30 protein-coding genes are annotated in these 24,148 nt (G+C 51.2%); 12 read left to right on the top strand and 18 right to left on the bottom strand.

Annotated features, from left to right (window positions below; translation table 11 throughout):
• Positions 1-7: 7 nt before the first annotated feature.
• Positions 8-529 carry an ECF transporter S component gene (locus IG193_RS07470; RefSeq protein WP_192818560.1) on the bottom strand — a complete coding sequence of 174 codons (522 nt, stop codon included), beginning with the start codon at positions 527-529 and terminating at the stop codon, positions 8-10.
• A gap of 275 nt (positions 530-804) precedes the next feature.
• Complete coding sequence (locus IG193_RS07465) at positions 805-2,106, bottom strand: DsbA family protein (RefSeq protein ID WP_192818559.1); 1,302 nt, start codon at positions 2,104-2,106, stop codon at positions 805-807.
• A 112-nt stretch (positions 2,107-2,218) separates the two neighbouring features.
• Between IG193_RS07465 and IG193_RS07460 the strand changes: the two genes are divergently transcribed.
• Positions 2,219-3,424, top strand: coding sequence for an aminotransferase class I/II-fold pyridoxal phosphate-dependent enzyme (locus tag IG193_RS07460; protein ID WP_192818558.1), 1,206 nt, complete (start codon positions 2,219-2,221; stop codon positions 3,422-3,424).
• Here IG193_RS07460 and IG193_RS07455 read toward each other — a convergent pair.
• Both IG193_RS07455 and IG193_RS07450 read right to left on the bottom strand, forming a co-directional pair.
• Positions 3,421-3,840 carry a PIN domain-containing protein gene (locus IG193_RS07455; protein WP_192818557.1) on the bottom strand — a complete coding sequence of 140 codons (420 nt, stop codon included), beginning with the start codon at positions 3,838-3,840 and terminating at the stop codon, positions 3,421-3,423. The two genes, IG193_RS07460 and IG193_RS07455, sit on opposite strands and share 4 nt — an antisense overlap.
• On the bottom strand, positions 3,828-4,082 hold the full coding sequence (locus IG193_RS07450; protein WP_192818556.1) for an AbrB/MazE/SpoVT family DNA-binding domain-containing protein: 255 nt from the start codon (positions 4,080-4,082) through the stop codon (positions 3,828-3,830). The genes IG193_RS07455 and IG193_RS07450 overlap by 13 nt, the downstream gene beginning before the upstream one ends.
• A 118-nt stretch (positions 4,083-4,200) precedes the next feature.
• Between IG193_RS07450 and IG193_RS07445 the strand changes: the two genes are divergently transcribed.
• Together IG193_RS07445 and IG193_RS07440 are read left to right on the top strand one after the other, a co-directional pair.
• Positions 4,201-4,572, top strand: a complete 372-nt coding sequence (locus tag IG193_RS07445; protein ID WP_192818555.1) for a hypothetical protein — start codon at positions 4,201-4,203, stop codon at positions 4,570-4,572.
• Between the two features lie 185 nt (positions 4,573-4,757).
• A complete protein-coding gene (locus IG193_RS07440; protein WP_192818554.1) occupies positions 4,758-5,144 on the top strand; it encodes a putative metallopeptidase in 387 nt (128 codons plus the stop codon).
• Here the strand turns inward: IG193_RS07440 and IG193_RS07435 are convergent.
• The gene (locus tag IG193_RS07435; protein WP_192818553.1) at positions 5,134-5,556 is read right to left on the bottom strand and encodes a hypothetical protein; all 423 of its coding nucleotides are present in this window, start codon (positions 5,554-5,556) and stop codon (positions 5,134-5,136) included. The genes IG193_RS07440 and IG193_RS07435 overlap by 11 nt on opposite strands.
• A 36-nt stretch (positions 5,557-5,592) precedes the next feature.
• The gene (locus tag IG193_RS07430) at positions 5,593-6,651 is read right to left on the bottom strand and encodes a hypothetical protein (protein ID WP_192818552.1); all 1,059 of its coding nucleotides are present in this window, start codon (positions 6,649-6,651) and stop codon (positions 5,593-5,595) included.
• 146 nt (positions 6,652-6,797) lie between these two features.
• On the opposite strand from IG193_RS07430, the gene IG193_RS07425 reads away from it, so the two are divergent.
• From IG193_RS07425 to cyaB, 3 genes are read left to right on the top strand one after another with little or no spacing between them, the layout of a single operon-like run.
• Complete coding sequence (locus IG193_RS07425; protein WP_192818551.1) at positions 6,798-7,085, top strand: hypothetical protein; 288 nt, start codon at positions 6,798-6,800, stop codon at positions 7,083-7,085.
• Entirely contained in the window at positions 7,076-7,501 is a 426-nt protein-coding gene (locus tag IG193_RS07420; RefSeq protein WP_192818550.1) for a hypothetical protein, read from the top strand. The genes IG193_RS07425 and IG193_RS07420 overlap by 10 nt, the downstream gene beginning before the upstream one ends.
• Entirely contained in the window at positions 7,498-8,049 is a 552-nt protein-coding gene (cyaB, locus tag IG193_RS07415) for a class IV adenylate cyclase (RefSeq protein WP_192818549.1), read from the top strand. The genes IG193_RS07420 and cyaB overlap by 4 nt, the downstream gene beginning before the upstream one ends.
• Here the strand turns inward: cyaB and IG193_RS07410 are convergent.
• Both IG193_RS07410 and IG193_RS07405 read right to left on the bottom strand, forming a co-directional pair.
• On the bottom strand, positions 8,042-8,485 hold the full coding sequence (locus tag IG193_RS07410) for a hypothetical protein (protein ID WP_192818548.1): 444 nt from the start codon (positions 8,483-8,485) through the stop codon (positions 8,042-8,044). The genes cyaB and IG193_RS07410 overlap by 8 nt on opposite strands.
• 15 nt (positions 8,486-8,500) lie before the next feature.
• Positions 8,501-9,382: an MBL fold metallo-hydrolase gene (locus IG193_RS07405; RefSeq protein ID WP_192818547.1), complete on the bottom strand. Its 882-nt coding sequence runs from the start codon at positions 9,380-9,382 to the stop codon at positions 8,501-8,503.
• A 77-nt stretch (positions 9,383-9,459) separates the two neighbouring features.
• On the opposite strand from IG193_RS07405, the gene IG193_RS07400 reads away from it, so the two are divergent.
• Positions 9,460-10,464, top strand: coding sequence for an NAD(P)/FAD-dependent oxidoreductase (locus IG193_RS07400; RefSeq protein WP_192818546.1), 1,005 nt, complete (start codon positions 9,460-9,462; stop codon positions 10,462-10,464).
• Here the strand turns inward: IG193_RS07400 and amrS are convergent.
• Both amrS and IG193_RS07390 read right to left on the bottom strand, forming a co-directional pair.
• Positions 10,461-11,543 carry an AmmeMemoRadiSam system radical SAM enzyme gene (amrS, locus tag IG193_RS07395; RefSeq protein WP_225876071.1) on the bottom strand — a complete coding sequence of 361 codons (1,083 nt, stop codon included), beginning with the start codon at positions 11,541-11,543 and terminating at the stop codon, positions 10,461-10,463. The two genes, IG193_RS07400 and amrS, sit on opposite strands and share 4 nt — an antisense overlap.
• Before the next feature lie 65 nt (positions 11,544-11,608).
• Positions 11,609-12,487, bottom strand: a complete 879-nt coding sequence (locus tag IG193_RS07390; protein WP_192818544.1) for a protein-tyrosine phosphatase family protein — start codon at positions 12,485-12,487, stop codon at positions 11,609-11,611.
• 50 nt (positions 12,488-12,537) lie between these two features.
• Between IG193_RS07390 and IG193_RS07385 the strand changes: the two genes are divergently transcribed.
• Both IG193_RS07385 and IG193_RS07380 read left to right on the top strand, forming a co-directional pair.
• A complete protein-coding gene (locus IG193_RS07385; RefSeq protein ID WP_192818543.1) occupies positions 12,538-13,929 on the top strand; it encodes a TldD/PmbA family protein in 1,392 nt (463 codons plus the stop codon).
• On the top strand, positions 13,929-15,254 hold the full coding sequence (locus IG193_RS07380) for a TldD/PmbA family protein (protein WP_192818542.1): 1,326 nt from the start codon (positions 13,929-13,931) through the stop codon (positions 15,252-15,254). The genes IG193_RS07385 and IG193_RS07380 overlap by 1 nt, the downstream gene beginning before the upstream one ends.
• A 1-nt stretch (position 15,255) precedes the next feature.
• Here the strand turns inward: IG193_RS07380 and IG193_RS07375 are convergent, their stop codons facing one another.
• A complete protein-coding gene (locus tag IG193_RS07375; RefSeq protein ID WP_192818541.1) occupies positions 15,256-16,110 on the bottom strand; it encodes a formate dehydrogenase accessory protein FdhE in 855 nt (284 codons plus the stop codon).
• A gap of 69 nt (positions 16,111-16,179) precedes the next feature.
• Positions 16,180-17,073 (bottom strand): damage-control phosphatase ARMT1 family protein, encoded by an 894-nt coding sequence (locus IG193_RS07370; RefSeq protein WP_192818540.1) that lies wholly within the window; start codon positions 17,071-17,073, stop codon positions 16,180-16,182.
• A gap of 110 nt (positions 17,074-17,183) precedes the next feature.
• Here IG193_RS07370 and IG193_RS07365 point away from each other — a divergent pair, with 110 nt between their 5' ends.
• Both IG193_RS07365 and upp read left to right on the top strand, forming a co-directional pair.
• Positions 17,184-17,837 carry a class II aldolase/adducin family protein gene (locus tag IG193_RS07365; RefSeq protein WP_192818539.1) on the top strand — a complete coding sequence of 218 codons (654 nt, stop codon included), beginning with the start codon at positions 17,184-17,186 and terminating at the stop codon, positions 17,835-17,837.
• 54 nt (positions 17,838-17,891) lie between these two features.
• The gene (gene upp / locus IG193_RS07360; RefSeq protein ID WP_192818538.1) at positions 17,892-18,527 is read left to right on the top strand and encodes a uracil phosphoribosyltransferase; all 636 of its coding nucleotides are present in this window, start codon (positions 17,892-17,894) and stop codon (positions 18,525-18,527) included.
• Here the strand turns inward: upp and IG193_RS07355 are convergent.
• The 6 genes from IG193_RS07355 to IG193_RS07330 all read right to left on the bottom strand — a co-directional run bounded on the left by IG193_RS07355 (position 18,465) and on the right by IG193_RS07330 (position 22,727).
• Entirely contained in the window at positions 18,465-19,031 is a 567-nt protein-coding gene (locus IG193_RS07355) for an SLOG cluster 4 domain-containing protein (RefSeq protein WP_192818537.1), read from the bottom strand. The two genes, upp and IG193_RS07355, sit on opposite strands and share 63 nt — an antisense overlap.
• Before the next feature lie 12 nt (positions 19,032-19,043).
• The gene (locus tag IG193_RS07350; RefSeq protein ID WP_192818536.1) at positions 19,044-19,397 is read right to left on the bottom strand and encodes a hypothetical protein; all 354 of its coding nucleotides are present in this window, start codon (positions 19,395-19,397) and stop codon (positions 19,044-19,046) included.
• A 164-nt stretch (positions 19,398-19,561) separates the two neighbouring features.
• Positions 19,562-20,902 (bottom strand): APC family permease, encoded by a 1,341-nt coding sequence (locus tag IG193_RS07345; protein ID WP_192818535.1) that lies wholly within the window; start codon positions 20,900-20,902, stop codon positions 19,562-19,564.
• 87 nt (positions 20,903-20,989) lie between these two features.
• Entirely contained in the window at positions 20,990-21,304 is a 315-nt protein-coding gene (locus IG193_RS07340) for a hypothetical protein (RefSeq protein ID WP_192818534.1), read from the bottom strand.
• A 49-nt stretch (positions 21,305-21,353) separates the two neighbouring features.
• A complete protein-coding gene (locus IG193_RS07335; protein WP_192818533.1) occupies positions 21,354-22,301 on the bottom strand; it encodes an aldo/keto reductase in 948 nt (315 codons plus the stop codon).
• Between the two features lie 42 nt (positions 22,302-22,343).
• A complete protein-coding gene (locus IG193_RS07330; protein WP_192818532.1) occupies positions 22,344-22,727 on the bottom strand; it encodes a phospholipase domain-containing protein in 384 nt (127 codons plus the stop codon).
• A gap of 146 nt (positions 22,728-22,873) precedes the next feature.
• Between IG193_RS07330 and IG193_RS07325 the strand changes: the two genes are divergently transcribed.
• Positions 22,874-24,142: a Glu/Leu/Phe/Val family dehydrogenase gene (locus tag IG193_RS07325; protein ID WP_192818531.1), complete on the top strand. Its 1,269-nt coding sequence runs from the start codon at positions 22,874-22,876 to the stop codon at positions 24,140-24,142.
• Positions 24,143-24,148: the final 6 nt, after the last annotated feature.

The following is a 24,148-nucleotide window of genomic DNA, read 5'->3' as shown; positions in this document are numbered from 1 at the left end:
CCAATATTTAAATATTTCTCCGTTTCAACTCCTCTATCAGCATAATTGTTAGGAGAGATGTGGAGGTCTCGGTAAGGGGGCCTATGCCTACAAGGTAGCCACCCATTACCGGGAAAAAGAGGCCGACGAGGCCCACTATAAAGGCCTCGAGAACACTTACCCCGAACAAAACATACAGTAAGCCCGATGTTAGTATGTCGAACGCGAATACGAGGAGGAATGTTGCTACAAAGTTGAATGCTCTTCCAGCCTCAGGGGTGTACACCCACCTGTACAGGGTTGCTATAAGGCCTGCGAGAATACCATTCACTATTGACCAAACTCCTGGAAAGATAAGCACGTCCGAGAAAATGTACGAGAGTAAGCCTACTAGAAACCCTACCCGAGCGCCGTAGAGAATAGCAGATGTCAGAGCTAGAGCGAGTGGGATGTTAACGAGCTGTATGGGCGTGGCTATGTTTTTCAAGACGCGGAACACAACAGCCAGCGATGTGAAAACTGCGACTGTGGCTATTTCCCTAGACTTCATCCTGAGTCTGGATAAATGTCCATTTTATAAGCTTTTCTATGTATTTAAAACAGGGTTTTAAGAGGCAGGAGAAAATCAGTATTGCTATTAGTAGGCTAAGCAAGGCCTGTAGCACGGTGATTAGAACACTGTACGCACGTAGATAGAACTCCGAAAACCCGGCAGTGTGGGAGCCTACTAGTAGCTCAGCTGTATTAATCAGGCTTACTACAAGTACAATAGTAAAGGCAAAGAAGGAGATTATCAGCAGAAACTCGGCCAGGAGTCTCACGCAACTATCCCCGTGACTCTAGCCACGACAGTATGGATGAAAGCTGCTCCTGGGTAATGCACGGTTGCAACTGGAGGCAACCCTCTATCACCAGCCCCTTCCTGTTCAGCTTGTTCCAGAAAACCAGCGTCGGCGTTCCAGTATACCCGAGGTTTGCGAGACGTTCCGACACCTGCTGAGCGTGGGCAACACTGCTGTTGGCGCACGCCTGGGCCTCCTCTATCACGCTCGCTGGAAGATACTTCGCAGCTATTCTTTTCGCGTCATTGAGGGTAGTTGCCGTGCCGCTTGCGTAGAGTTCTCGAGTAATGTTGAAGTATACCTCAGGGTTTCGCGTAAGGTTGTATATGCACCTCGTGAATGCATGCATGCCTGCTACCTCCGGGTGTACTATGAGGTCGACAAAGACGAGCCGAAGCCTGTTCTGGCTTACTAGTTTCTGAAGGTAGTTACCTAGGTTGTTCATCAGGTTAGCACAGAACGGGCAGTGGTAGTCCTCTAATACGTAGAGGGTCGTGGGGGCATCCGCACCGTAGGAGACGCCACTTTCCAATAGGGGGTCTGGCGGGTTCCGGGTCTCGTATGCGGCGATATTCAGGTATTGAGCCAATGAACTCAGCGTCTTGTTAGTAAGCCCGTAAATGTTGTCGCGAAGCTTTACTAGGTATGGTACTCCCTCTGAAAGGTTGTAGTCGGATCTGAACACTACTGTCGGCAGGGTTTGAACTGTTAGCCCTAGATCCTCTGGCTTTAGCTTAGAGACCTTCGTAATGTTAGCCAGCGCCACCTGGGTAAGGAGGTCTTTAAGAGCCTGCTCGCTTACGTTGAGCTTTGCGAAGGGAGCAGAGCCTTCCAAGACTATGGCCTCAGCCGCAACCCCGAAGACTACGTTGGCCCCCTGGTAGTAGGCTAGGAGAGCTGATATGGAGGGTGATATCAGCTTGTACTCGCCGACTCTACCTACAGTAAACTGCGTTAAAGCTGGGATGTCGCCCTTGTAGAGTAACGCAGGGTATACCCTGAGCTTCTGGGATAGTGACTGGGCTGGTAGAGAGCACACGGGCACGTTAATTATGTTTATGCCGTAGTGCCTCTCTAGGATAGACTTGAACGTTGAGGTGATAGAATCCATAGCATTCCTCTGCTGGTCATTCGCATAGACGTAGACTAGCGAGGGCGCCGGACAACTTTGCGCGGAACCCTGGGTTGGAACTAGAGGTATGAAGCCTTTAAGGGCTAGAATCGCGACAGCTCCTACAGTAGCCAGTATGGCTACTGCGACTACTAGCAGGTTCTTCCTATCCATTAGGCCTTCATGCCTCACTCGAAATACACGAGCCTAGAAATAAATCTGTCTCAACAACTACACGGGTTCGATGGGGGAAAATTATATAAATTATTTTCAAAAGGTTTTTTACGTGAGTAAAGGTCTAAGACTATCCGAGAGGATAGGGAGACTGGACTATCCCATTAGAAAGTACAATGCTCTCGCAAGGAGCCTCGAGGAGAAAGGGGAGAGAGTAATATACCTCAATATTGGCGACCCTTTAAAGTACGATTTCCAGACGCCCCGAGAACTCGTCGAAGAAGCCTATAAGGCGATGCTCGAAAACCACAATTACTACGCCTCTTCGGAGGGTGTCAAGGAGCTACAGGAAGCAATAGCATACAAGGAGAAGACTTGGAACCGCGTCGAAATAGAGGGCAGGAATGTCCTCGTCACGAGCGGGGTTTCAGAGGGCATAAATGCTCTGTTCGCGGCGCTAGTAGACGAGGGGGACAGAGTTCTTATCCCAGACCCCAGCTACCCCCTCTATATAAACTTCGCGGACTTTTATAACGCGGATAAAGTGTTCTATCCCATGTTGGAGGATGAAGGGTGGATCCCCGACGTAGACGGTCTTAGGAAACTCGTCGATGACAGGGTAAAGTTCATTGTCATAAACAACCCTCACAACCCTACGGGTGCAGTATACCCTAGAAAGGTTCTCAAAGAGATACTCGACATCGCTGCTGAGTGGGATATCCCAGTAGTCAGCGACGAAATATACGACGCACTAGTATTCGAGGGAGAGTTTGTCAGCGCTGCAAGTATAGCGAGTAAGGATAACGTCATCATCGGGCTAAACGGTTTCTCAAAGACGTTCCTAGTCACGGGGTGGCGCCTCGGGTACATTTACCTGAAGGGGCCCGAAGAGAAGGTTTCCCAAATACGCTCCGCAATTCTCGGCTTCCTCATGACGAGGCTCTCTGCTGTCACACCACTGCAGGTAGCTGTTGCAAGATTTGCACGGAGAAGGCCGACTTTCCTGGAGGAGGTCAAGAGGAAAATGGACGAGAGGAGGAGGTTTACCTATAAGCGTTTAAACGAAATACCCGGCTTCCGCATGCCTGTGGCACCTCTAGGCGCGTTCTACGCCTTCCCGCGCGTCGACGTCAAGATGGGCGACGAAGAGTTTGCAAGGCGTTTACTCGTAGAGGAGAAGGTTTTCGTCGTGTATGGTTCAGGGTTTGGTCCAAGCGGGACTAACCACGTCAGGCTTGTATACCTGCCTCCAATCGAAGTTCTAGAGGAGGCGTTCAACAGGATTGAGCGGTTCGTGAGGAGGAGCGTAGGACTCTAAGGCGTAACTTGTACACCTCTTTTCCTGGCGATTTCTTTGAGTTCAGAGTCGTAGGTTGCGAGCATAGCGCCTAGGCGCTGCGCGAGAACCAGTATTATGTAGTCGTTTATCATCGTAGGATCCGCGTTGTCTTCCTTCATCCACTCAAGGGCCTTCAGGAATACTTCGCTGTTCTCAGTAATGTATATGAAGCGGGCGTCGCTGAAATACTCCTCTAGCTTCTCCCTAACAATGTCCAAGTCTATTTTAAACTTCGTGAGCAGCAGCCACAGGTACTCGTGTACAATAATGGAGGCCATGTAGATTCTGTCGGCTTCGTCGAGAAGCTCCGAGGCCTCGGCGTGCTTCTCGCTATCCTCGAAGGTGTCGTGCAACAGTATATCCGTGTCCACAACCAGCCTAGTTACGTCTCCCATCTCGCCACCACCAGTTCATCAAGCGCCTCTTTTATCAGCCTCTCCATTTCTTCTGTTGTAACCTGCCTCCCAAGTTTAAGGGGTACCCGCTTGCTCCTAAACCTCAGGAAGAGGCCCGAGCCTTCACGTGTTATCGTTACATAGGAGCCGGGGGGTACTCCTAGCTCTGCCAGTAGAGAGGCTGGTATCTTCAGCGTGCCGTCCTCTCCAAGCTTAACAATATAGCGTTTACGTGCTGGCACAAGCTAGCCTTAGGCTTAGGGCTTTTATACTTAGCTCTCTAGGCGGCTACCCGGGACAACTTTCTACGAGAAATATTTTAATGCTCAGTTAGGGTAGGTTGTATCAGGTTTATACAGGATGTCTGCAGACAGGACGTTCGAGATCGAAGGGGTAAAATTCACAATACTGGAGGGGTTTAGGGATCTACACAGGGTGTTAAGCTCCCAGCCTCCCAATGCCCGGTGGGACGTGCTCGTTCTAGACAGGTACATGACTGCTGAGATAGTTTCACTCGGCAATAGAGTGAGGGTCGCCCTCTACGCAGAGGTAGAAACCGAGAAAACTCCAGAAAGTATGCCTGCCGACCAGGACATCGACTTCGAGGTTGAGCCAGGTAAGGTGAAGCTACGCTTCCTGGGCGACTACACTTTCCAGGGCAGGACAACAGTCATAGCCATTATAAACAGGATAAATAAGTTCCGGGAAGTGCTATCGCGAATTCTCACCTGAGCTCCAGCATCCCCCGCATAAGTCAACGACGAAAGTTTCGCGGAGAAATTCCTGCGTCATTAGATAGAAAAGAACTAAATCCTTTTTTAACACCAACTAAAAACGAAGTTTATGCGTCAAAACTAGAGCGCTCTGCAGATTTTCTTATATACCATACAACTCCCGCTACTCCAGGTGTCGTCGGTTTGCCCAGAATACGCTACACTGTTGCCGGCGACGTGGAGAGCCTTGCCCGAGACATCATAGAGAAGCTCGGGATGAAGTGGATCAAGGCCGAGCACGTGCGTTTCCTGAGGAGTAGCGGCTCAAAGACCAGTGCCGTTGCTAGGATTTACGGCCTTCCCAGGACGTTTCAAGTAGCATTCAATCTACCTCCACTCTATGTTATTGAAATAGTCTCCGAGAAGTTTGATGCCCTTACGCCGGAGGAGAAGGTGAGAGTTATCGTCCACGAGCTACTCCACATTCCCAAAAGCTTTTCCGGGGGTCTTAGGCCGCACGGGAAGGCTGTGAACAGTAAGGTGGTCAGCAAGCTCGTGGAGAGGTACTTTTCGGCTAAACCTAAACGATGATGTCTGCCTCTAGGGGTAAGCTCCTGCCTTCACTTCTAAGAATGCTTACGAGCTCCTTTACTCCGTCAATAACTCCTTCGATATAGTCGAGCTCTGGGCAACTTTTAGGCGCGTAGTTCACCTCTAGTCCTACCAAGCTACCGTCTACCCTTATAACTTCAAGGGATGTAGGCTTCGGGGTAAACCCTTCAAGAACACCCCTAATCTGTTCAATGTCAGCCTCCTGGAATATAAGCGGGATGAGGACGCGGACACCCTCTTCCTCGACTCTTACGAGCAGTGTTGGACAGAGCCCTCCACACCAGTACAGTATTATTGTCTTCGCGTCCTCGGATATAACGTTAGAGTACCCCTTACTCTCAAGTTCTAAGCTGAGCCTCCGGGCAACTTCCTCTGGCTGACAGCCTGACACATGATTTAATACAGTTAGTTATTAATAAAAGTTTTTCTACGAGCCCATAGGGAAGAACTCTTCCTCCGGGTCAGGGTATTCTCCTCTAGCCCTGTAGTACTCAATTACCCGTGCTGAGAGCCAGGGGTACTCGTGCTCGTCTACGGCGAGCAGGGCGCCAAAGGGCATTTCGGGAGCTGTAAGGTAGATTACTTCATAAATTAAACGTTCAAGATGGCTGGGGGACTGCCCGAGAATAACAGCGCTAGACTCTCCTACGAGCGCCTCGTGCATGTATGGCGCTTCTATTAGCGTTCTGGCGGCAGACTCTCCCTCCTTCCCGTTGAATATGTAGACCTTTAAGGGGGCTAGCTCTGGATTGAGTCTGAAGTTTATCTTGTTGTGGGACCAGAAGTTGACAACGTGGGTGCGGTAGTGATAGCTCATTAATTGCCTGCTAGGTGGCTCGATCCTGAAGTTCTCCCTAACTAGGTTTGTCATGTCGCTGAGCTTGGTATACACGTACTTCATCTTGAAGTAAAGCACTACTAGGTCGACCCAGTCTACCCATTTCCTCTCCCTAGGCTTTCTCGGCACTCTTGACTCAGCTAAAACCTCGCCTAGTTTTTCCATCGTAGGGACTACTATGTTGAGGCCGGGTAGGTACTTTGTAAGCCTGCCGCTGGGCATCCAGTGTCTAACTTCGTATGTTCTGAGCGTGTACAGCGGCTCTCGTCGAAAAGCAGAGATATAGTCGGGTACTCGTGTCTCAGGCACTAGTGCCTTGACGCCGATATAGCGCCTTCTCCCGAGTAGCTTGTATACAGCCTGCGTGAAAACGGGAAACTGCTTGATTTCATAGTCCTCGAAGAGCAGGAAGACGTGCTGGAAGCCCAACATGTCATGGTGGGGTACGAACGACACACCCAGGTTCAGCCTGCCAAGCCTCTTGACCACGTCAATGACAGTACTATAGGAAAGCGAGGCTATCTCCGAGATCTTCGCAACAGTCAGTGCCCTTGTCGCAGCAGATATAACCCGCCACTCATTAGGGTTTAGTTTTAGTGAAAGCCCGCCTCGAGAGATAGCCCCTAGTGAGGCCTCGCTTATATACATACACACCCCCTATTGGAGGGGGTCGTAAAAGTAATTAATAAAATTATCTTTTTTATTAAACGAAAGACCGAAAATATAAAGTGAGATCAGGCTCTGAGTTTCAAGAAACGTTTATCAAGGTAGCGAGCGATATTTTCCTTAGTGGAATGAGCCAGAAGGCCTCCAAGAAGATGTGCCCCCAAGGGTACTTCGTCAACAGAGTAGCTGAGGTTATAGTTAAGGGGCCTAGCATGGAGGAGTTGCAGGAGGTTGCCCTCGAGTTGGTAGTCAGCGAGGTTCGTTTGAGAAGTCTACTGGAGAGTGGCCTCGGGGAGGCTCAGGAAGACATCCTCCCTCTTCTCGACGAGATAGATAGGGCTAAGAGGATGGTTTATAGGGCGTACATGGTTTTGGTTCTCGAGAGTAGGAAGTCTAGGGTGGTTAAATGGAGGTAGAGAGAGGTGTTGAGAAGATTCTAGCGGAGACCTCGAGAGATATCAAGAACAACCTCATCGACCCCCAGCAGATGCGCAACGTCGGGATGGTACTGCTGTCTATGGGCCTTTTAACCGAGGAAGGCTACTTCTACGTATTGAGCAACGCCCTTTACACGCTTGCCGACGCGATGAGTTCATTCCTGAAGGTCTCATCGATGCCCTTATCCCTAGAGTACCGCGGCCGCACAGAAAAAGTGCTCGAAGACGTGAAGAACGAGGTCTCCCAGGCTCTCCAGAGCATGTCTGAAGCTATAAGGGAGCACGACTCGTGTAAAGCGATGAGTTCTGCGGCTGTTCTGTTAAAGCTGTCCTACATGATTAACAACCTCGCGGAAAACCTTAAGAACATCGTCATAGTGGGCCCTGAGGAATGAGCACGAAACCAGTAGAGGTTGAAGTAAAGTTTAGATTCAGAGATCACGGCAAGCTTAAGGAAAGGCTCAGAGAGCTGGGGGCAAAGCTTGTTGATGTTGTCGACATGGTAGACGTCTACTTACAGCACCCCTGCAAGAATTTCGCGGTGACAGATGAAGCTTTAAGGGTTCGTTTTTACCGCTCCTCTCTTAGACACGGGGAGAATATCGAGCTGGCGTACAAGGGGCCCCGCCTCGAAGGCTGGGCTAAGTCTAGAGTTGAGCTGGTGGTTAGAGTGGGAGACTTCGAGGGGATCCTTAAGGTTTTGAACAGCATAGGTTTCACAGAGGTCGCGCGTATTGTAAAGCACAGGGAGTTTTACGAGCTTGACAATGTGGAGATTTCACTGGATAGAGTCGAGGGGCTAGGAGATTTCGTCGAGCTTGAAGACAGGGGGGCTGGAGCTGAAGGGCTACGTAGAGTCGCTGAGAAACTTGGACTTAGTGAGGTTGTGCACGAGACCTATCTAGAATTATATTTGAAAAGTAGAGCTTCGCACTCTACTTGACTACTTTCCTGACAGTATCGTAGAAGTTTAGTAGTATTAGAACAGTGAATACGGCATCGTAGACCACGCTCGCATTCGCTGAGTCTAGAGCGAGAGTCAGCACGTTCAAACTCGTCCTTTTAAGTGAGAAATATGCCACAACAAGGTAGATAAACCGCAGGAAGCCTTGTAGTAAAACTGATACTTTCTTGACGTCGACGTGTAAGCCTAGCGACACAACAGCGGAGAACGGTGAAACTAACTTCTCGGATTTCCGGATGAATAAGGCAACTAAGATGACTATGATTATGTCACTGATTTGAAGTCTCGACGTTTGGGGAATCGATATCCACAAGCTTGTTGAGAACAGGAAAAGTAGAACAGCTAAGATGACAAGAGAGGTTAAACCTTCGATCGTTAGACCCTTAGCACTCTTAATTTCCGCGGTATACGCCATACCGCTGAACCCCCTCTACATGTTCAGTTGGGGACAGTGCCAGCCGTATTTATTAATGTAGTCGATGAGCCCCGAGATGCTCCTCTCCAGGAAGCCTCTAGCCAGCATTTGATCCCGCGTTGATAGCAGGGCAAGCCCCCTCCTGTACTCCTCGTCATTCCGTAGGAGCTCTAGTAGTTCTCCCGCATCCCCCGAGTGGGCCGACGCTAGACACAGTGCAGTGAGTAGTTTCGCTTTGTACCGCTCGCACAGGCGGCTGTCGCCGTCGTAGACGCCAAAGTGTGGTATTGCAAGGCGCTTGGGTTTAAGCCTAGCTATGCGGTCTAGTGAGGCTAGAGCCTCGCTAGCAATAAAGGGCGGAGGGGTCAGCAGTAAGATACTCCCCTCATAAACCTCTCCCAGCGCATCGCCGGGAAACATAGTCCCGTTAGGGAGATAGTAGCACACTTGGTGGCTCGCGTGACCCTCACAGTTTACCACTTCTACAGCAAGATCTCCTGCTTTCACCGTCATCCCGCCTCTAACCCCCTCAATGATGGCAGGGTCTACTGGCTTTGGTTTGCCCCAGGCAACGGCTTTCTCCCCTAGGACTGAGAGGCTGGACTCCCAAAGCCTCTCAGGGTCTACAAGGTGTTTTACGCCTCTCTCGTGCACGAAGACTCTCTCAACTCTAACTAGCTCGAGCAGGTGCCCTAATCCACCGGCATGATCCAGGTGGACGTGCGTTACGAAGACGTAGATTCTTCTCCCGGGGCTAGGGGTTAAATGCGAGTACAGCGTTTCTATTGTCGAGGCTGGGCCTGGGTCGAATACCAGTATGCTCTCATCAGCCTCCACGATATAGCTCGCTAGAACCCCAGGGTGTTCTCTGTCAAGATCTACCTGTCTAAGGTTCATACCCCCTTAGGGAGAGAACTCTGAGGATATTAACTTTATTTTTATAAGCACCAACGTCTTCTACGGTGAGAGAGAACATGGCGCGGTATGATGTAGTTATCGTTGGAGCAGGAATAGCCGGTCTAACAGCTGCACTGTACGCGGCTAGGCAGAGGCTCTCGACGCTAGTTATTAGCGCTGATCTAGGCGGACAACTACTCTTGACCTCTGAGATCCAGAACTTCCCCGGTTTTATGAGTATAAGTGGACTCGAGCTCATAAGAAAGGTTGAGGAGCAGGCACGCGCCTACGGCGCCCACATAATCTTCGATGAAGTCGTGGGCATCGAGGAGAAAGACGGAGTATTTTACGTCAAGACGGCGGTAGGTAACGTCTTCGAGGCCGAAGCCGTAATCCTCGCCTTTGGGAAATCCCCGAGGGAGATGGGTGTTCCAGGTGAAAGAGAGTTTAAGGGCCGCGGCGTGTCTTACTGCGTTATATGCGATGCACCCCTGTATCGCGGCAAGACAGTAGCGCTCGTGGGCTGGGGCTTGCACAACTACGAGAACGTTATCAGGTTGAGGGATTACGCGAGCAAGGTTTACTGGGTCTTCCCGGGAGAGAAGCCGCTCGAGGATGAGGAGCTACTGCAGGAGGCGCTGAGCAAGGGGAATGTGGAATTGGTAGCCAATTCTACCCCTGCTGAAGTACGGGGGTCTAGGAAAGTTGAAGCCCTCGTCGTGAAGAACAAGAACACCAGCGAGCTTAGAACACTACAGGTTGACGGAGTATTCGTCGAGATGGGCTATGTGACCAGGACAGAGTTCCTGAAAGGCTTCGTAGAACTAAACGAGAATGGCGAGATAATTGTCGACAGAGAGTGCAGGACTTCTAGACCCGGCGTGTTTGCCGCTGGAGACGTGGCCGGAATGCCCCACAAGCAGGCAGTGATCGCGGCAGGTATGGGGGCTTGTGCTGCGCTAAGCGCTTACGCATACATAATGTCTAAGCGTGGGAAAAAAGTTGCAAGCGTATCAGACTGGAGGCACCTAGAGATTCCAGGCAAGAAGGAGGGCAAGGGGCTTGTGCTGAAGATATCCTAGAAGAAGTACTCGAACTCCCAGCTTCTCTTTCTGTACACCCCCTTGATGTTCAACTTGTAACCGCATTTGGGGCAGCGGTTGTCTTCTGTTAAGTTCCACTTAGTTATGAAAAAACCCCTCCTCTCGATGACCTTGTAGCCGCACCTGGGACAGTACGTGTGCTCAAGCGGGTGCCCCCATACGTTACCTACGTAGACGTGTTTTAGCCCCTCTTCTCTAGCAATCGACGCCAACGAGTCTAGCTTCTGAAGATCGGTGGGAGGGTAGTCTATCATCTTGTAGTGCGGGTAGAAGCGTAGCAGGTGGAACGGCGTTTCATCGCCGAGGTTATCGGCCACCCAGCGGGCAAGTTTCCTCAAGTCGTCTTCGTCGTCGCCAACGAGGGGAACTACGAGGTTAGTTACTTCGACGTGCATCCCTTTCTCCTTCATCGCTAGAAGCGTATCGTAAATTGGACTCGGGTCGGGGACGCCCATAAACTTCCGGTAGAATTCCGGGTTACCCCCACCCTTGAAGTCTACGGTAGCGGCATCCATGTACTTGTACAGTTCTTCCAGGGCTTCTAGCGTCATGTAGCCATTCGTAACCATAGTATTGAAGAGGCCGTGCTGCTTCGCCAGTTTAGCCGTGTCCAACATGAACTCGTAGAATATAGTCGGCTCGTTGTAGGTGTAGGAGACCCCGTCGGCCTTTAGCCGTAATGCCTCCTTTACTACTCTCTCAGGTGTGTACTGCATTCCATAGAGGCCTTTTTCGAGCCTACTCTGACTTATCTCCCAGTTCTGACAGAACTGGCAGAAAAAGTTACACCCAGGGGTGGAGATAGAGAAGACGGCGCTACCAGGATTATAGTGTGAGAGAGGCTTCTTCTCTATCGGGTCTAGATTAGCCGCGGTGAGCATCCCGTAAACGTATGTATAGAGCGTTCCGTCGATATTTCTCCTAACGCCGCACACGCCAAAGCGCCCTGGAGCTATAGTACAGCGCCTGTAGCAGAGATTACAGCGCACGTAACCAGATCTGCCTGCAACGGGTTCCCAGAACAAGGCCTCTTTCACGTTAGGTTTAGATTCAGCCACCATTCTAAGCTGAAGAGTCGGCCCGGATTTCTTTAAATCTTACTACGCGTCCCGGCCCGCTGGGTTTACTCGAAGACCTCCACGACGTCCAGAACTCCTCTCAAGTGCTGGCTGCTCTCAACGAATTTTCTAAGCGAGGCAACTAGCCCTCCGCTAGTCTTGAAGCCGTTTAGGAGAATGTAGACCCTCCCCTCCCGGTTTTCCAGGCCGATGTACAGGCCCTCGCCCTCAAAAACATTCCCGAGGAGCTCTGCCACTCCGACTACCTCGGAGATGGCGCCGCTAGAGTCCATCAACTCGCACAAACGCCTGCTTGACGCCCAGAAGCTTCCAGGTGTAAGCGATTTGAGGAGGCACTCGAAGAGCTCCTCGAATGTCCTAGAACCTTTAGCAATGCCCAACTCGGTAAAAATATCGAGTGCTAAGTTAACTCTGGAAGATATTCTATCGGCGTCCGGCCAGTTTAACTTCGAGAGAAGCCCGGAGAAGAACAGATACTTGCTGTACCCTAAAGCAGCGAGATTCCTTTCAAACCACTTCAGGGAGACAAACTGTGCCGGGACTTGAGGCCCTCCACCGAGCTTCTTCACTCTGCTTAAAGCCCCTTCGAGCGTCAAACCGTCTAGGGCTACGAGTAGCATGGCAGCAAGAGTCCCGCTCCTACCAATACCCCCCATGCAGTGTAGTAGCACGCTCCCCCCGCCTTCAACTTCTTCCTTCACTGGCTCTATAACGCTGTGGAAGACTAATTCCGGGGATCTGAACGAGAAATCCGGTATAGGGAAGGCAAGCTTTCTAACACCTTCGGGGACTTGATAGTAGCACTCGTCTTCAGTTAAATCCACCACTAAGCTTAAGCCCTGCTTTAGCAGAGCTTTCAAATCCTCGGTCGAGGGACAGGAAGACCAGTACACGCGCGGTCTGAGCACCCTAAACCTGGACACGCGGATAGAGACGTGCTAAAGTATATAACCTGTTTCCAGCCAATGATCTTGTGTTCGAAGACCTGGCAGAGTTTATCCTACAGAGAGCAACAGCATCGGGTGTCAGTTTTGCAGAAGTCCGGTTTGAGGACACTACACGTGAATTCATACAATTCGTCAACGGGCGCATCGTAGCGCTGAGTAACTCCACTTCAAGGGGGGCCGCGGTACGCGTTATTTTAAACGGCAACATAGGCTTCTCCTCCACTACTGAGTTGACGAGGGAGGGCCTTGAGAGGGCCTTAGTTAATGCGATCAAGGCTGCGAGAGCTTTGGGAGAGGGGAATAAGAGGGTCGCAGAGGTGGCGGTCAAGAGGGGAGACTATAGGCTCGACTCGGTGAAAAAACACCCATCACGTGTGGCTATAGACGAGAAAATCGACCTGGTTAAAAGAGCGTACAGCGTTGCCAGCGAGAGCGGCGCGTCTTCTGCCACTTCCAGGTATGGGGCTTATTACGGCTTCGTAGAAATATACTCTCTGGACGGCGTCCGGGTGGTTTCAGAGAGGCTCGTGACAGGAATCTCTGCCTCTGCCGTGTTCCGCGAGAACGGGAAAACAGGCGACGGTTTCGAAACGTTTGGAGCCTCCAAGGGTCTGGAGTATTTTACGGGCGATAAGGCCCCCGAGAGAGCCGCCGAGAAAGCCGTGGAGATGGCCCGCTTAGCCCTGAGGGCCAGACGCCCTCCTGCAGGCGAACACACGGTCATAACTAGGCCAGAGCTAACCGGCGTCTTCGCCCACGAGAGCTTCGGACACCTCACTGAGGCAGACGGCGTTTTCGCCGGGACGAGCCCCCTCACCGGACGGCTGGGCGAGAAGATAGCGAGCGAGCTCGTAACGATAGTCGACTCTGGCTTCGACCCTAGAGGTGGGTACGTTTTATTGGTGGACGACGAGGGAATGCCCACGCAACGGACAGTACTTGTTGAGAAGGGGGTTCTCGTAGGCTACCTCCACAGCCGTGAAAGCGCAGCCCTGCTGGGGATGAGACCCACAGGGAATGGGAGAGCCCAGAGTTTCGCCCACGACGTCATAGTCAGGATGAGGAACACCTACTTCGAGGAGGGCGATTGGAAAGAAGACGAGATAATAAGAGAGACCCGACACGGCATCCTACTCGACAAGCCAGCCGGCGGGCAAGTCGAGGAGGACGGCACATTTACTTTTAACGCTCGGATAGGATTCATCATTGAAAACGGAGAGCTCAAGGAGCCTGTTAGGGACGCCGTACTAGCTGGGAATATACTCGAGATGCTGAAGTACATTGACGCCGTTGCCGACAACGTTGAAATTTCGACTAGCCCGTTTGGGGGCTGCGGCAAGTACGGCCAGATGGTTCATGTAGGTGACGGGGGACCAACTTTAAGAGCTACAAGACTGCTTGTTGGAGGTGAGAAGTAATGAGTGAACCAACTTACCTTTTAGATAGGGGTCTAAAACGCGCTTTGGAGCTAGGGGCCAGCGAGGCTGAGATAGGCATCACGTACACGGAATCGAGGACAGTAAAGTCTGAAGGCCCGTACCCCAAGATCCTCTCGCGCTTTGCATCAGACGTATGGGTTAGAGTGGCGGTTGGGAAGAGGGTCGCAATTGCTACAGCGACGTCTTTCGACTGGGACACTCTCGAGAGAACAATCTACAGCGCCGTCGAGATAGCCAGGAGAGCAGAAGAAGATCCCCACTGGGAGGGTCTTCCAGACCCCAGACCCGCTACGCATGGCTGGATGGGGTATGATGAAGGGGTAGCGTCGCTAGAGTTAGAGCAGCTGGCGGGTCTCGTGAAGGACTTGATTGAAGAGGCGAAGAGCATCGACCCCAGGGTGAAAGTAGGGGCGGCTGGTGGGTTCTCCTCAATATATAGAGTCTACACGTATAATACTAGGGGTGTAAAGGCAGAGGATAAAGGTACTTCTATGGGGCTATTCCTGTGGCTCAAGTCTTCTGATGGCGGTAGAGAGGGTACGGGTGGAGCGTCGATAGAGGCCAGGAGCATGATCTACGATACTACGCCCCTTATCGAAAGAGCTAAGAGGTTAGCGCTGGACAGTTTAAAGGCGGAGAAACTGGGACAAGTGATAACGGGGAACTCGCTATTCAGGGCAGAACCCCTGGCGAGCCTCATCGAGTACCTTGTTGTACCAGCACTTAACGCCATGAACGTGCTTGAAGGCTTCAGCCCCCTGCGTGGCAGGATTGGAGAGAAGGTTCTAGGCGAGCTTACAGTAATAGATGACGGGAGTATGCCCGGAGGCCTTGCCACTTCTCTCTACGATGCTGAGGGGGTTCCGAGGCAGAGAACGCTTCTCGTTGAGAAGGGAGTGTTGAAATCCTACCTCCATAATAGCTACACGGCCAGAAGAATGGGGGTTCCATCGACTGGGAATGCTTCCCGTGGTAGGGGAATAGTGGGAGTCTCGTCATCAAACCTGGTCATAAAGGGAGGAGTTAGGAAGGAGGAGGATCTTATAGAAGATGCAAGCATCGTGGTCGACGGGTCGCTCCTAAGCGTACACACTGTCAACTACATTACTGGTAATTTCAGCGTCGTGGCTTCAAACCCGTACCTCGTGAAGAGCGGAGAACTAATACCTGTCCGGCCCGTAACAGTCTCGGGTAACCTCTACTCGATTGCAAGCACGCTGGAGCCAGCTGTACATGTAAAGAACACGTTCAGCGGCATATACACTCCTGATATTCTGTTTAGAGGAGTTACAGTCTCCGGTTAGCTTATTCGCTTTGTCCTGCAGGGGGCAGTTTTTCTCCACTCGCGATCAAATCGAGCTTGAATGTCCAGAGGTCATAGAGTCTTCTCGGAATCTCCTGGCCAGCTACACGTTCATCCACGACCTTCCAGTACCTTCCACACACATGGCACACGTTGAGGACGAATCTCCCATCTCTCTCCACGGGTATCGAAGTTACTGCCTCGCCTCTCTCGTTCCCACAGTACGGACACTTGTCTGTTGGGAAGCCCCACTCGGTGCCGCAGAACTGGCACTTTAAGCGCGCCGAGCCGTCAGGCTCTATGAACTCCAGCCTCGTAGACCCGCCACACACGGGGCACCTGCCCAGGCTCCACGTTGTGAAATCAAGTTTACCGCTCAGCTGAGATGCCAGAGCCTGAAATAGTACCTGCATAACCCATGCAGAAACGGCCTCCAAAACCTCGTGGTCGACCCCGAGCTCCTCTGCTTTCCTATGGGCGTAGTCAACGTTGCCTGCAAGGAGGCTATTGCCGAGATCCACCAGGCTCAACTTTCTGCTTTTCCAGGCCTCTTCTAGCTTCTCCAGAGATCCGGTCAAATCGGGCAGCTCAGACTTTAGTAACTCTGTTATTTTCAGCATTGCCTCTCCGAGCTCCTCCTCGTCGAGATCTAGGTTTACAGCCAAGAACGCCGGTTTACCCTCCCTAAGAGTAGAGTTTATGCTCTCCACGTCAACGTTCGAGTACTTTCCCTCGAAGGCTTTCTGCAAATCCTCCTGAAGTTGCATCAATTTCACGTATGTCTCAAGAGAAGACGGGTCTATTGGGATGTCTTTGTATATCTTCCTCGCTTTCCCAACTAAATCTTCACTTTGCATTTATACCCATCGCTTTTTGCAGAAAAGATAGTGACGTTCACAGAGAAATACTTAGCGGTTATAGGAAGACTACTGGAACTTCAGTAAATTTGGTGCTCCTCGCAAGTAGAAGGCTGCAGCTTCGCCTCTTCTTATGCCAATGGATTGTGCTATCGGGTCGCACTTCGCCACGAGCATTATGAAAGTTGGTTTCTCCGGTGACTGGATCAGGAAGGTCTCATAGTTTGCCATGCCCTTCGAGATTATCACGTCAGCCCATCTTAATGCGTCTAGGGCCTCTCCTGAAACATATCCTGGAAGGATTCCAGGGAAGTCGCTACCCGTACTAATAACTTCGCCTATCTTGTTAAAGCCGTGTTCTAGCGCCTCGTGGTAGGTTATGTCGTTCTGGTATGGCTCTCCCTTCACTACTATCTTTATCTCTAAGCCCATTTCAGAGATCTCCTTTAGCAACAAAGAGTCGAAAACTGCTTCACCACAGTTGTCGAGGACGTAAGTGACCCTACTGCTTCGGAGTAAATTGAGGTATAGCCTCTCGCTTTCATCGACCCCAAACCTGAGCTTGACCAATTTCTCCAGAAGCTCCTCCGGGCTACTCCCCAGAGGCGACCCTGGGTCAATGAAATTAGCTGCAAGGCTTGCCCGAATCGCATAGTGAAACCTTTCAAATCCCACTTTAGACTCAAGCTCGCTTGAGACACTCTTTAGCAGTTCTAGAGCCACTTCGTGGGACTTCCTTTTGAAAGTCAAGTAGGGGTCGCCGTCGCCGAGAAGGTCTTTTACCTTCCTGAACGCCTTCCACGCCAGCATTACGGTTGTGTCGTTGTCCTCCAAGAGAGAATTATAAGACTTCAGTAATTCCCTTAGGGCCCGCATCTTCTCTTCATCGTTAATACTCGAGCTTAGGATCTCCCGAATCCTTACATTGAGTATACACTGTACACACTCGGGGGCTAGACGCATAAGCCTTGAACACTTGCTCCCTTAATAAATTTTAGAAGTTTAGAGTGTTGCTGGGATCCTTTGCGCCTGTATGCGTACAGTTTATCTAGGTGGGTAAGCTGTGTTGGCCTGTGGAAGACGAGTACTTGTTGCGGCGCAAGATCGTTGAAGCATTCCGGTACTTAGAGTCTATTGGAGTAAATTTTGGCTACAGTGGTAACATTAGTGCAAGACTTAGCGAGGGGGAAATACTCGTCTCTCCCAGTGGCGCTAGAAAGAGTAACCTACAGCCCGAGGAATTAATAGTAGTAGATTTGAGCGGCAGAGTGGTGAGGGGCCCGGGAAAGCCTAGCGTCGAGTTACCTACCCACCTCGCAATATACAAGGCCAGGAGGGACGTAAATGCTATCGTACACGTGCACCCTGTCTATGCCTCCGTGTTCGCAGTCTTGCGTGAAGACATCCCACCAGTCCTGGAAGAAACTGTCATCTACATAGGAGGCGAGATAAGAGTAGCGGACTACGCTCCAACGGGAACAGCTGAGCTCGGTGAGAGAGTAGTTGAGGCTCTCGGAGACAGGAGTGCAGTAATTCTTGCAAATCACGGAGTCATAGCCGTCGGCAGGAGCATTGACGAGGCTGTCGATATCGCAGTGTACGTGGAGAGAGCCGCTAAAGTCTACCTGCTCGCGCGCTTAGCCGGTACTCCGCATTACCTCCCCGATGCCGCATATAGAACAGAGAGAGAAATATACCTTCAACGTATCAAGGCATCGCTCCTCTAGCAATAAGTTTTTGAGCCAAGGTAGTGCCATCAAAGGTGGTTCGCCCTGGGGCAATTGAAGGTAATTGAAAAACCGGCAGCTAAAGTCGTTCTAACGAGGCTCCGGGATAAAACAACGCCTAGGTCGGAGTTTAGGCGTCTAATGTACAAGGCGGGTATTATAGCGGCTTACGAGATCTCGAGTGAGGTGCAATTACACAAGTACAGGGTAAGGACGCCTCTTGACGTTGAAGCAGAAGGCTACACTTACTGTTGCGGGGTGAGCATAATAGCAGTTCTCAGGGCAGCCCTACCGATGGCTTGGGGTATGCTGGAGATCTTTGAAGACGCTAGTGTGGGATTCGTGGCCGCGAGGAGAGAGGAAGTTGGCAATGCAGAGGAGAGGGGGTTTAACCTCAATGTCCACGTAAACTACATGTCCATTCCCATAAACTCCGGGGTAGTGATACTCGTGGATCCCATGCTAGCGACGGGATCCACGCTATCAAGTATTCTTCGCAGAATAGGAGGGAGCCTAGAAGCAGAGAGACTTATCGTCTCGACCCTGATAGCGACAAAGGAAGGCGTACGGAGAGTCTTTGCAGAACGTACTGACGCGACAATATACGCGTTTTCAGTAGACCCGGGGCTAAACTCGAGGGCCTTCATAGTCCCTGGGCTTGGGGACGCCGGTGACAGGGCTTTTGGCTAGTAGCCTGCATGCCTCTAAAGCTAGTTTCTTCGGATCACCGATAATCCTTACCTCGGAGTATGCCCTGGAGTCAACATATGGAGAGAAGACTTCAAGCTTGTCTGTTGCAAAGCCCGTGCCGCCTAGGACTAGTACGGGCTTGCCTTCGAGGTAGGCTGTGACGACCTCCTGTACAGTCCCCGCTTCGCCACCCAGAGCTACGAGCACGTCCACACTGCGCACAAACACTACGCTCCTCAGCCTGAAACCCGTGCCCGTCCGTATCACTATGGCCCCTTCGGGAAAGTGCTCGTTTTCGCGCTCTAGGGGAGGAAAAAGGACAACAGGTAACCCGCTAGACAAGGCCTCGTCCACGACAACTCTCATGAGCCCCCAGTATCCGCCTAGAGCTAAGGAAAACCTCTCCGCGCAGCTTTCTCTTAAACCGCGTACAAAGACCCTTGCTTTTTCAGCGAGATCTTCCGGAGGTTCCGTGCCCAGGCAAGCTACGCCGATAAGCTTCATTCTCAATTCACCCTACTGGGCGAGTGTACTCAACGTTCTACAAAGATTTTTCACGTCATACATGGCTACGCCAATGGGTAGCTCCGAGTAAACCAGCACTACAGCTCCGTCAAAGCCGAATTTTCCATAGGAAACGCCAAAGCCCTCCCCCTCCGCCACAAAGTACCTAGGAGGCCCTGCGAGGAGCCTCCGGAAGGCTGTGTCGATCAAGCTTACCACATCCCTAACTGCTCTCCCGAGCTCGCTTGGTGACTCGCCAACAACGATCGAGTCCCCGCGTAGCAATATAATAGCTCCTTTGTAGCGGTTATTTGACCTTATAAATTTCTCAACTTCAGCCCTCACTTTCCCGGAAATGTTCTCCATACATCAGTCTAGTCTTGCCCCCTGAAATATAACCACTGTGTCAGACAATCAAGCTCTCCTCACGATTCGGAACCAGAAACCCTCATCACCATAAAGTGCTACGAGGTAATACTTGATATATGTATTGCCTGAACCTTCCCAGCCGGGCAGATTTGTGGGAAAAACTACCTCTTATAGAGGATTAGCCCGAGGGCCGAGACTAGGGCCGTGCTTAGCCATACTATCCAGTCGTTGAAGCTTAAGGCAATAAAGACCACTATAAGTGCGTCTGCGATTAGAGGCAGTACTGGGACATTACCCACACTAAGAGGTACTCTGAAAAACCTTTCCCGGCTGTTCTCCGAGAGCCTCAGCACTACAACTGAGAGGTTAACGAGTATGAAGGCCAGTAAGACAGATAGACTTGCCGTCTTGCCGACAAGGTCTATTAACTCGTAGCGATACTCTCCGAAGGCCAGCCTCCAGCCCGTAGCCCGTGGCAGGTAGTCGGTGAGCAGAACCAGCAGAATGGATAGGCCTCCGGAGAATATGACAGATACATAGGGTGTTCTGCGCCACTTGTCGACCCTGCCGAGAACGGGAGACACGACACCTTCTTCAGCAAGGCCATAGGCTAATCTAGACGCCGATACAAGGAACCCCAGAACCGTGTTTGTTGTTGCAAAGAGTGCTATGAAGGATAGGAGGGCGTAAGACGGCCTCCATACCCTTGAAGCGGCATCGGCCAGTGGGGCTTTGCTATGGGCCAGCTCTTCCCAGCTCATCAGCCTTACTACGGCTAGCGCTACAAGCAGGTATACCACTGTAGTCACGAGTATTGCCAGAACTATTGCCTTGGGGACAGTTTTCTCTGGATTTTTTGTCTCCTCGCTAAGTGTTGGCTGAAACTCGAAGCCGGTATATGCGAAGTAGAATATTGCGGCACCAACCATTGTGGCAAGTAGCGGGTCGACGTTTGGGTTGAATGAGAAGTAATTGGGCTGTCGCATGGAGAATAGGAAGCCCAGAGCTATTACGAAGAGGAGCCCTGATGCTTCTATAACTGTAAATACTGCTGACAGAGAAGCTGATTCCTTTATGCCCCACCAGTTCAGGAATGAAAGCAACACTAAGAGCGTTAATGTAACAGGTACAATGAAGCCGGAGCCCAAACCCGATATGCTCACAAAATAGCCCGCAAAACCCAGGGCGGCTGTTGCCGCTCCGGCGACTCCTCCAAAAAATATCAGCCACGCCGAAATGAAGGCCAGGATTCTGAGATTCGGAAAAGCCTTCTCGATATAAGTATGCGTGCTGGCCGCTTTTGGGAACATTGAAGCTAGCTCCGCATAGGAGAAGGCCGTAGAAAGCGCTATTATGCCTGCGAATGCGACGCTAAGCCACACGGCATCTCCCACTAGCCCAGCAGCTCTGCCGACTAAAACGTACACGCCGGCCCCGAGGATAAGCCCTACCCCGAATAGCGTGGCATAGCCCAGTCCGAGCTCTCTTTTAAGCTCTCCCATACTTGGAAGAGATATTTTACGGTGTTTATAGTCTTTTCTGAAGAAAATCCAAGTTTCTATAAGGACATGCTAGAAACAAAATTTAACTTATTCTTTAAGCTCTACTGTAACGGTTTCGGGGAAAGCCCCTGTTTCCTGCCAAACTTTTAAATCCTTAGCCGATATTTTAACGGGCTTACCGTTATTCAGCTCGAGGACAATCTTCCCTGTGATGAGTTTGTTCGAGCCGATTTTCTCCTCTAGCGTAAAGCCTAGCCTCTGTACGAGCCTTGTAAGCTCGCGCTTGTACTCTTGTAGAACAGTCCTATTTCTCGCGCCTATGGCGCCCCAGAGATACTTTATAAAGCTGATACCAGCCGGGTTAACTGGCCTTATAACTTCCACTTCTATCGTTTCGCTCATCGATTATTGTTTTAAAAAAGATCTAGATATATGTTGTGTAGTTGTCGTCTCACCAGAGAACCCTTGTAATTCTAACCTTGCTGCTAGCCTCCTCTATCTTCAGCCAATCCTCGTAGCTCATACGCCACCCGGCGCCTCCCGCGTTGCTTCTGACCTGCTCTTCGTTCTTGGCTCCTGGGATAGGCACAACGACGGGGCTAGCTGTTATGAGCCAGTTGAGAGCTACCTGTGCCGGTGTTTTCCCGTACTTATTCCCAACATCAGCCAACACTTCTACAACCTTGTAGACCTGGACGAAGTTCTCTGGATGGAATATGGCTTCCCCGCTCCTAACGTCCTGGAACTTTGGGAGGTTTTCAGGCGTATATTTTCCGCTGACAGCGCCCTTAGCCAAGGGGCTCCAGGCAAGGAGTGTAAGCCCTTCCCGCTCTGCGTAGGGTATAATCTCCTTCTCGGCATCCCTCTCGATGACGTTATAGCGAACCTGTATCGAGACAACGTCCTCCGTGGATAGGCAGTACCTAGCCTCATCGATCAAAACAGGCGGGAAGTTGCTCAGCCCTATGTACCTAATCTTACCCATGTGGACTAGTTTCTCCAAGGCCCGCATGTACTCGCAGGTTGGTATGTTGTGCCAGCAGGGGGGCCAGTGAACCTGCATTAAGTCGACCGAGTCAACCTGTAGCCTTTTCAGGCTTCTCTCAACAGCCCTATAGACGTCGTGTTCAGCGAGGAAGTCTCCAGGTATCTTAGAGGCTATTAGGAAGCTCTCCCTGAGCCCTAGTTCTTTAAGAGCCTTACCGACGAACTCCTCGCTCATGCCTCTCCCGTAGACTTCTGCTGTGTCGATGAGGTTTATTCCCTGGCTTGAGGCCTCTTGTATGACCTTCTTTGCAGCTTCATAGTCGGTGACGCCCCAGCTCTCACTGAACTGCCACGCGCCTAGGCCAATTCGAGAAATTTTCTCACCAGTATTTCCCAGGAAGGTGTACTCCATCGCCTCTTCAAGAACTGCTGGGTTAAAATACTTTTTTTTATCTCAGGGCCTAGCGAGTATTGGGTACTCGGTTCCGGCTGAGGTTACAACTCTAATGTCGTAGAGCGCACTGTTCGCCTCTACGTTTAGCGTCACTGTAGCTGTTCCACCTGGCTGGATATACAGGTTCTGGGGGTATGGCCGGCCATTTACCTTGACTAAAGTTACTGTGGTGGGCCGTGTCCCAAGATTCCTGAAGTATAGGGTGACAGTGCCGTTTCCACTAATAGAGTATTGGATGTCTAGCAACTCTATATTCGTGGCCGAGAAGACAAAGTCTGATACAAAGAACGCGAATGCTATGGCTAGCACTAGGACTACCCCTACGAGTACTGCCGCCTCTGCCAGCTCCACAGCAATACAAGACGTAACGTCGTTTTTATCCATTTCCCGCGCTCAGAGAGAGGGGTGAATAAAGTGAAAGTTCGTCGGTGAAACTCTAATTTTTCCGGGCATATTTTCCCCACGCTTATTTAAGACTTTTCTAGAAAAGTATATATATAGGCTTGATATATGTAAAACTTGACCTAAAAATGTCTTCATACCTCGAGTGGATGTTGAAAGTCCTTAGAGAGTCCGTTGAACTGGCAGGGCTACCAGAGGAAGTCTACGACTACCTCAGCAAGCCCGACAGAGTATTGATGGTTAAGATCCCCGTGAGAATGGACAACGGCAAACTCGTCGTCTTCGAGGGCTACCGGGTACAGCACAATAATGCTCTGGGACCCTACAAGGGAGGAATCAGATTCCACCCAGAAGTTACGCTTGAGACGGATATAGCACTAGCCATGGGCATGACCCTGAAGAATTCACTTGCAGGCATCCCATACGGCGGGGGTAAAGGTGCCGTCAGGTGTGACCCGAAGAAGATGAGCATGCGCGAGCTTGAGCAGCTGAGCCGCGGCTACGCGAGGGCTATAGCGGCGATAATCGGCCCCGAGCAGGATATACCCGCCCCGGACGTGAACACTAACCCGCAGATAATGGCCTGGATGGTCGACGAGTACAGCAAGTTGAAGGGATACAACGTCCCCGCAGTCTTCACAGCTAAACCACCGGAACTCTGGGGGAACCCCGTCAGGCTCTACTCTACGGGGTACGGCACGGTTATAGCGGCTAAAGCCGCCGCCGAGAGGTGGATGGGCAGCTTCGAAGGCAAGACCATCACTATACACGGTTTCGGCAACGCCGGGCAGTATGCCGCCCTGTGGGCTACTAGGCTCGGCGCAAAAGTCGTAGCTGTAAGCGATACATCCGGGACTGTTTACGACCCCAATGGCATAGACCCGGAGCTCGCAATAAAGGTCAAACACGAAACAGGAAAGGTCATCAACTACCCAAGGGGGAACAAGATAAACGACCCCGAGGCCTCCCTTTACGTTGAAGCTGACATACTGATCCCAGCTGCTATTGAGAACACAATCACTGATAGGAACGCCGGGAAGGTGAGGGCGAGGCTCATCGCTGAGGCAGCCAACGGGCCGACGACCCCAGAAGCCGAGAAAATACTCTACTCGAGGAAAGACTTCATAGCTGTCGTGCCGGACATACTCGCAAACGCTGGCGGAGTCATAATGTCCTATCTTGAGTGGGTAGAGAACCTCCAGTGGTGGTTCTGGGATGAAGAAGAGACGAGGCAGAGGCTCGCCTCAATTATGGAGAAGAACTTCAAGAGGACTGCAGACAGGTGGGAGAAGCTCAAGGAGCAGAGGCGTGACAGGCCTGTCACGATGCGTGACGCGGCGTTTGTCCTAGCAGTTGAGAGAGTTTACACTGCTATGAAGCTTCGAGGATGGATTTAAAGAGGT

It is taken from the genome of Infirmifilum lucidum (assembly GCF_014876775.1).
GTDB classification, from domain to species: Archaea; Thermoproteota; Thermoprotei; order Thermofilales; family Thermofilaceae; genus Thermofilum; species Thermofilum lucidum.
This window is presented reverse-complemented; position numbering and strand designations above follow the sequence as displayed.

Bases quoted from the DNA above. Each gene is read 5' to 3' on its own strand.
- IG193_RS07470 (WP_192818560.1), bottom strand. From the start codon at position 529: ATGAAGTCTAGGGAAATAGCCACAGTCGCAGTTTTCACATCGCTGGCT.
- IG193_RS07465 (WP_192818559.1), bottom strand. From the start codon at position 2,106: ATGGATAGGAAGAACCTGCTAGTAGTCGCAGTAGCCATACTGGCTACT.
- IG193_RS07455 (WP_192818557.1), bottom strand. From the start codon at position 3,840: ATGGGAGACGTAACTAGGCTGGTTGTGGACACGGATATACTGTTGCAC.
- IG193_RS07445 (WP_192818555.1), top strand. From the start codon at position 4,201: ATGTCTGCAGACAGGACGTTCGAGATCGAAGGGGTAAAATTCACAATA.
- IG193_RS07430 (WP_192818552.1), bottom strand. From the start codon at position 6,651: ATGTATATAAGCGAGGCCTCACTAGGGGCTATCTCTCGAGGCGGGCTT.
- IG193_RS07425 (WP_192818551.1), top strand. From the start codon at position 6,798: ATGAGCCAGAAGGCCTCCAAGAAGATGTGCCCCCAAGGGTACTTCGTC.
- IG193_RS07420 (WP_192818550.1), top strand. From the start codon at position 7,076: ATGGAGGTAGAGAGAGGTGTTGAGAAGATTCTAGCGGAGACCTCGAGA.
- cyaB (WP_192818549.1), top strand. From the start codon at position 7,498: ATGAGCACGAAACCAGTAGAGGTTGAAGTAAAGTTTAGATTCAGAGAT.
- IG193_RS07410 (WP_192818548.1), bottom strand. From the start codon at position 8,485: ATGGCGTATACCGCGGAAATTAAGAGTGCTAAGGGTCTAACGATCGAA.
- IG193_RS07405 (WP_192818547.1), bottom strand. From the start codon at position 9,382: ATGAACCTTAGACAGGTAGATCTTGACAGAGAACACCCTGGGGTTCTA.
- IG193_RS07400 (WP_192818546.1), top strand. From the start codon at position 9,460: ATGGCGCGGTATGATGTAGTTATCGTTGGAGCAGGAATAGCCGGTCTA.
- IG193_RS07380 (WP_192818542.1), top strand. From the start codon at position 13,929: ATGAGTGAACCAACTTACCTTTTAGATAGGGGTCTAAAACGCGCTTTG.
- IG193_RS07375 (WP_192818541.1), bottom strand. From the start codon at position 16,110: ATGCAAAGTGAAGATTTAGTTGGGAAAGCGAGGAAGATATACAAAGAC.
- IG193_RS07370 (WP_192818540.1), bottom strand. From the start codon at position 17,073: ATGCGTCTAGCCCCCGAGTGTGTACAGTGTATACTCAATGTAAGGATT.
- IG193_RS07355 (WP_192818537.1), bottom strand. From the start codon at position 19,031: ATGAAGCTTATCGGCGTAGCTTGCCTGGGCACGGAACCTCCGGAAGAT.
- IG193_RS07350 (WP_192818536.1), bottom strand. From the start codon at position 19,397: ATGGAGAACATTTCCGGGAAAGTGAGGGCTGAAGTTGAGAAATTTATA.
- IG193_RS07345 (WP_192818535.1), bottom strand. From the start codon at position 20,902: ATGGGAGAGCTTAAAAGAGAGCTCGGACTGGGCTATGCCACGCTATTC.
- IG193_RS07340 (WP_192818534.1), bottom strand. From the start codon at position 21,304: ATGAGCGAAACGATAGAAGTGGAAGTTATAAGGCCAGTTAACCCGGCT.
- IG193_RS07335 (WP_192818533.1), bottom strand. From the start codon at position 22,301: ATGGAGTACACCTTCCTGGGAAATACTGGTGAGAAAATTTCTCGAATT.
- IG193_RS07330 (WP_192818532.1), bottom strand. From the start codon at position 22,727: ATGGATAAAAACGACGTTACGTCTTGTATTGCTGTGGAGCTGGCAGAG.
- IG193_RS07325 (WP_192818531.1), top strand. From the start codon at position 22,874: ATGTCTTCATACCTCGAGTGGATGTTGAAAGTCCTTAGAGAGTCCGTT.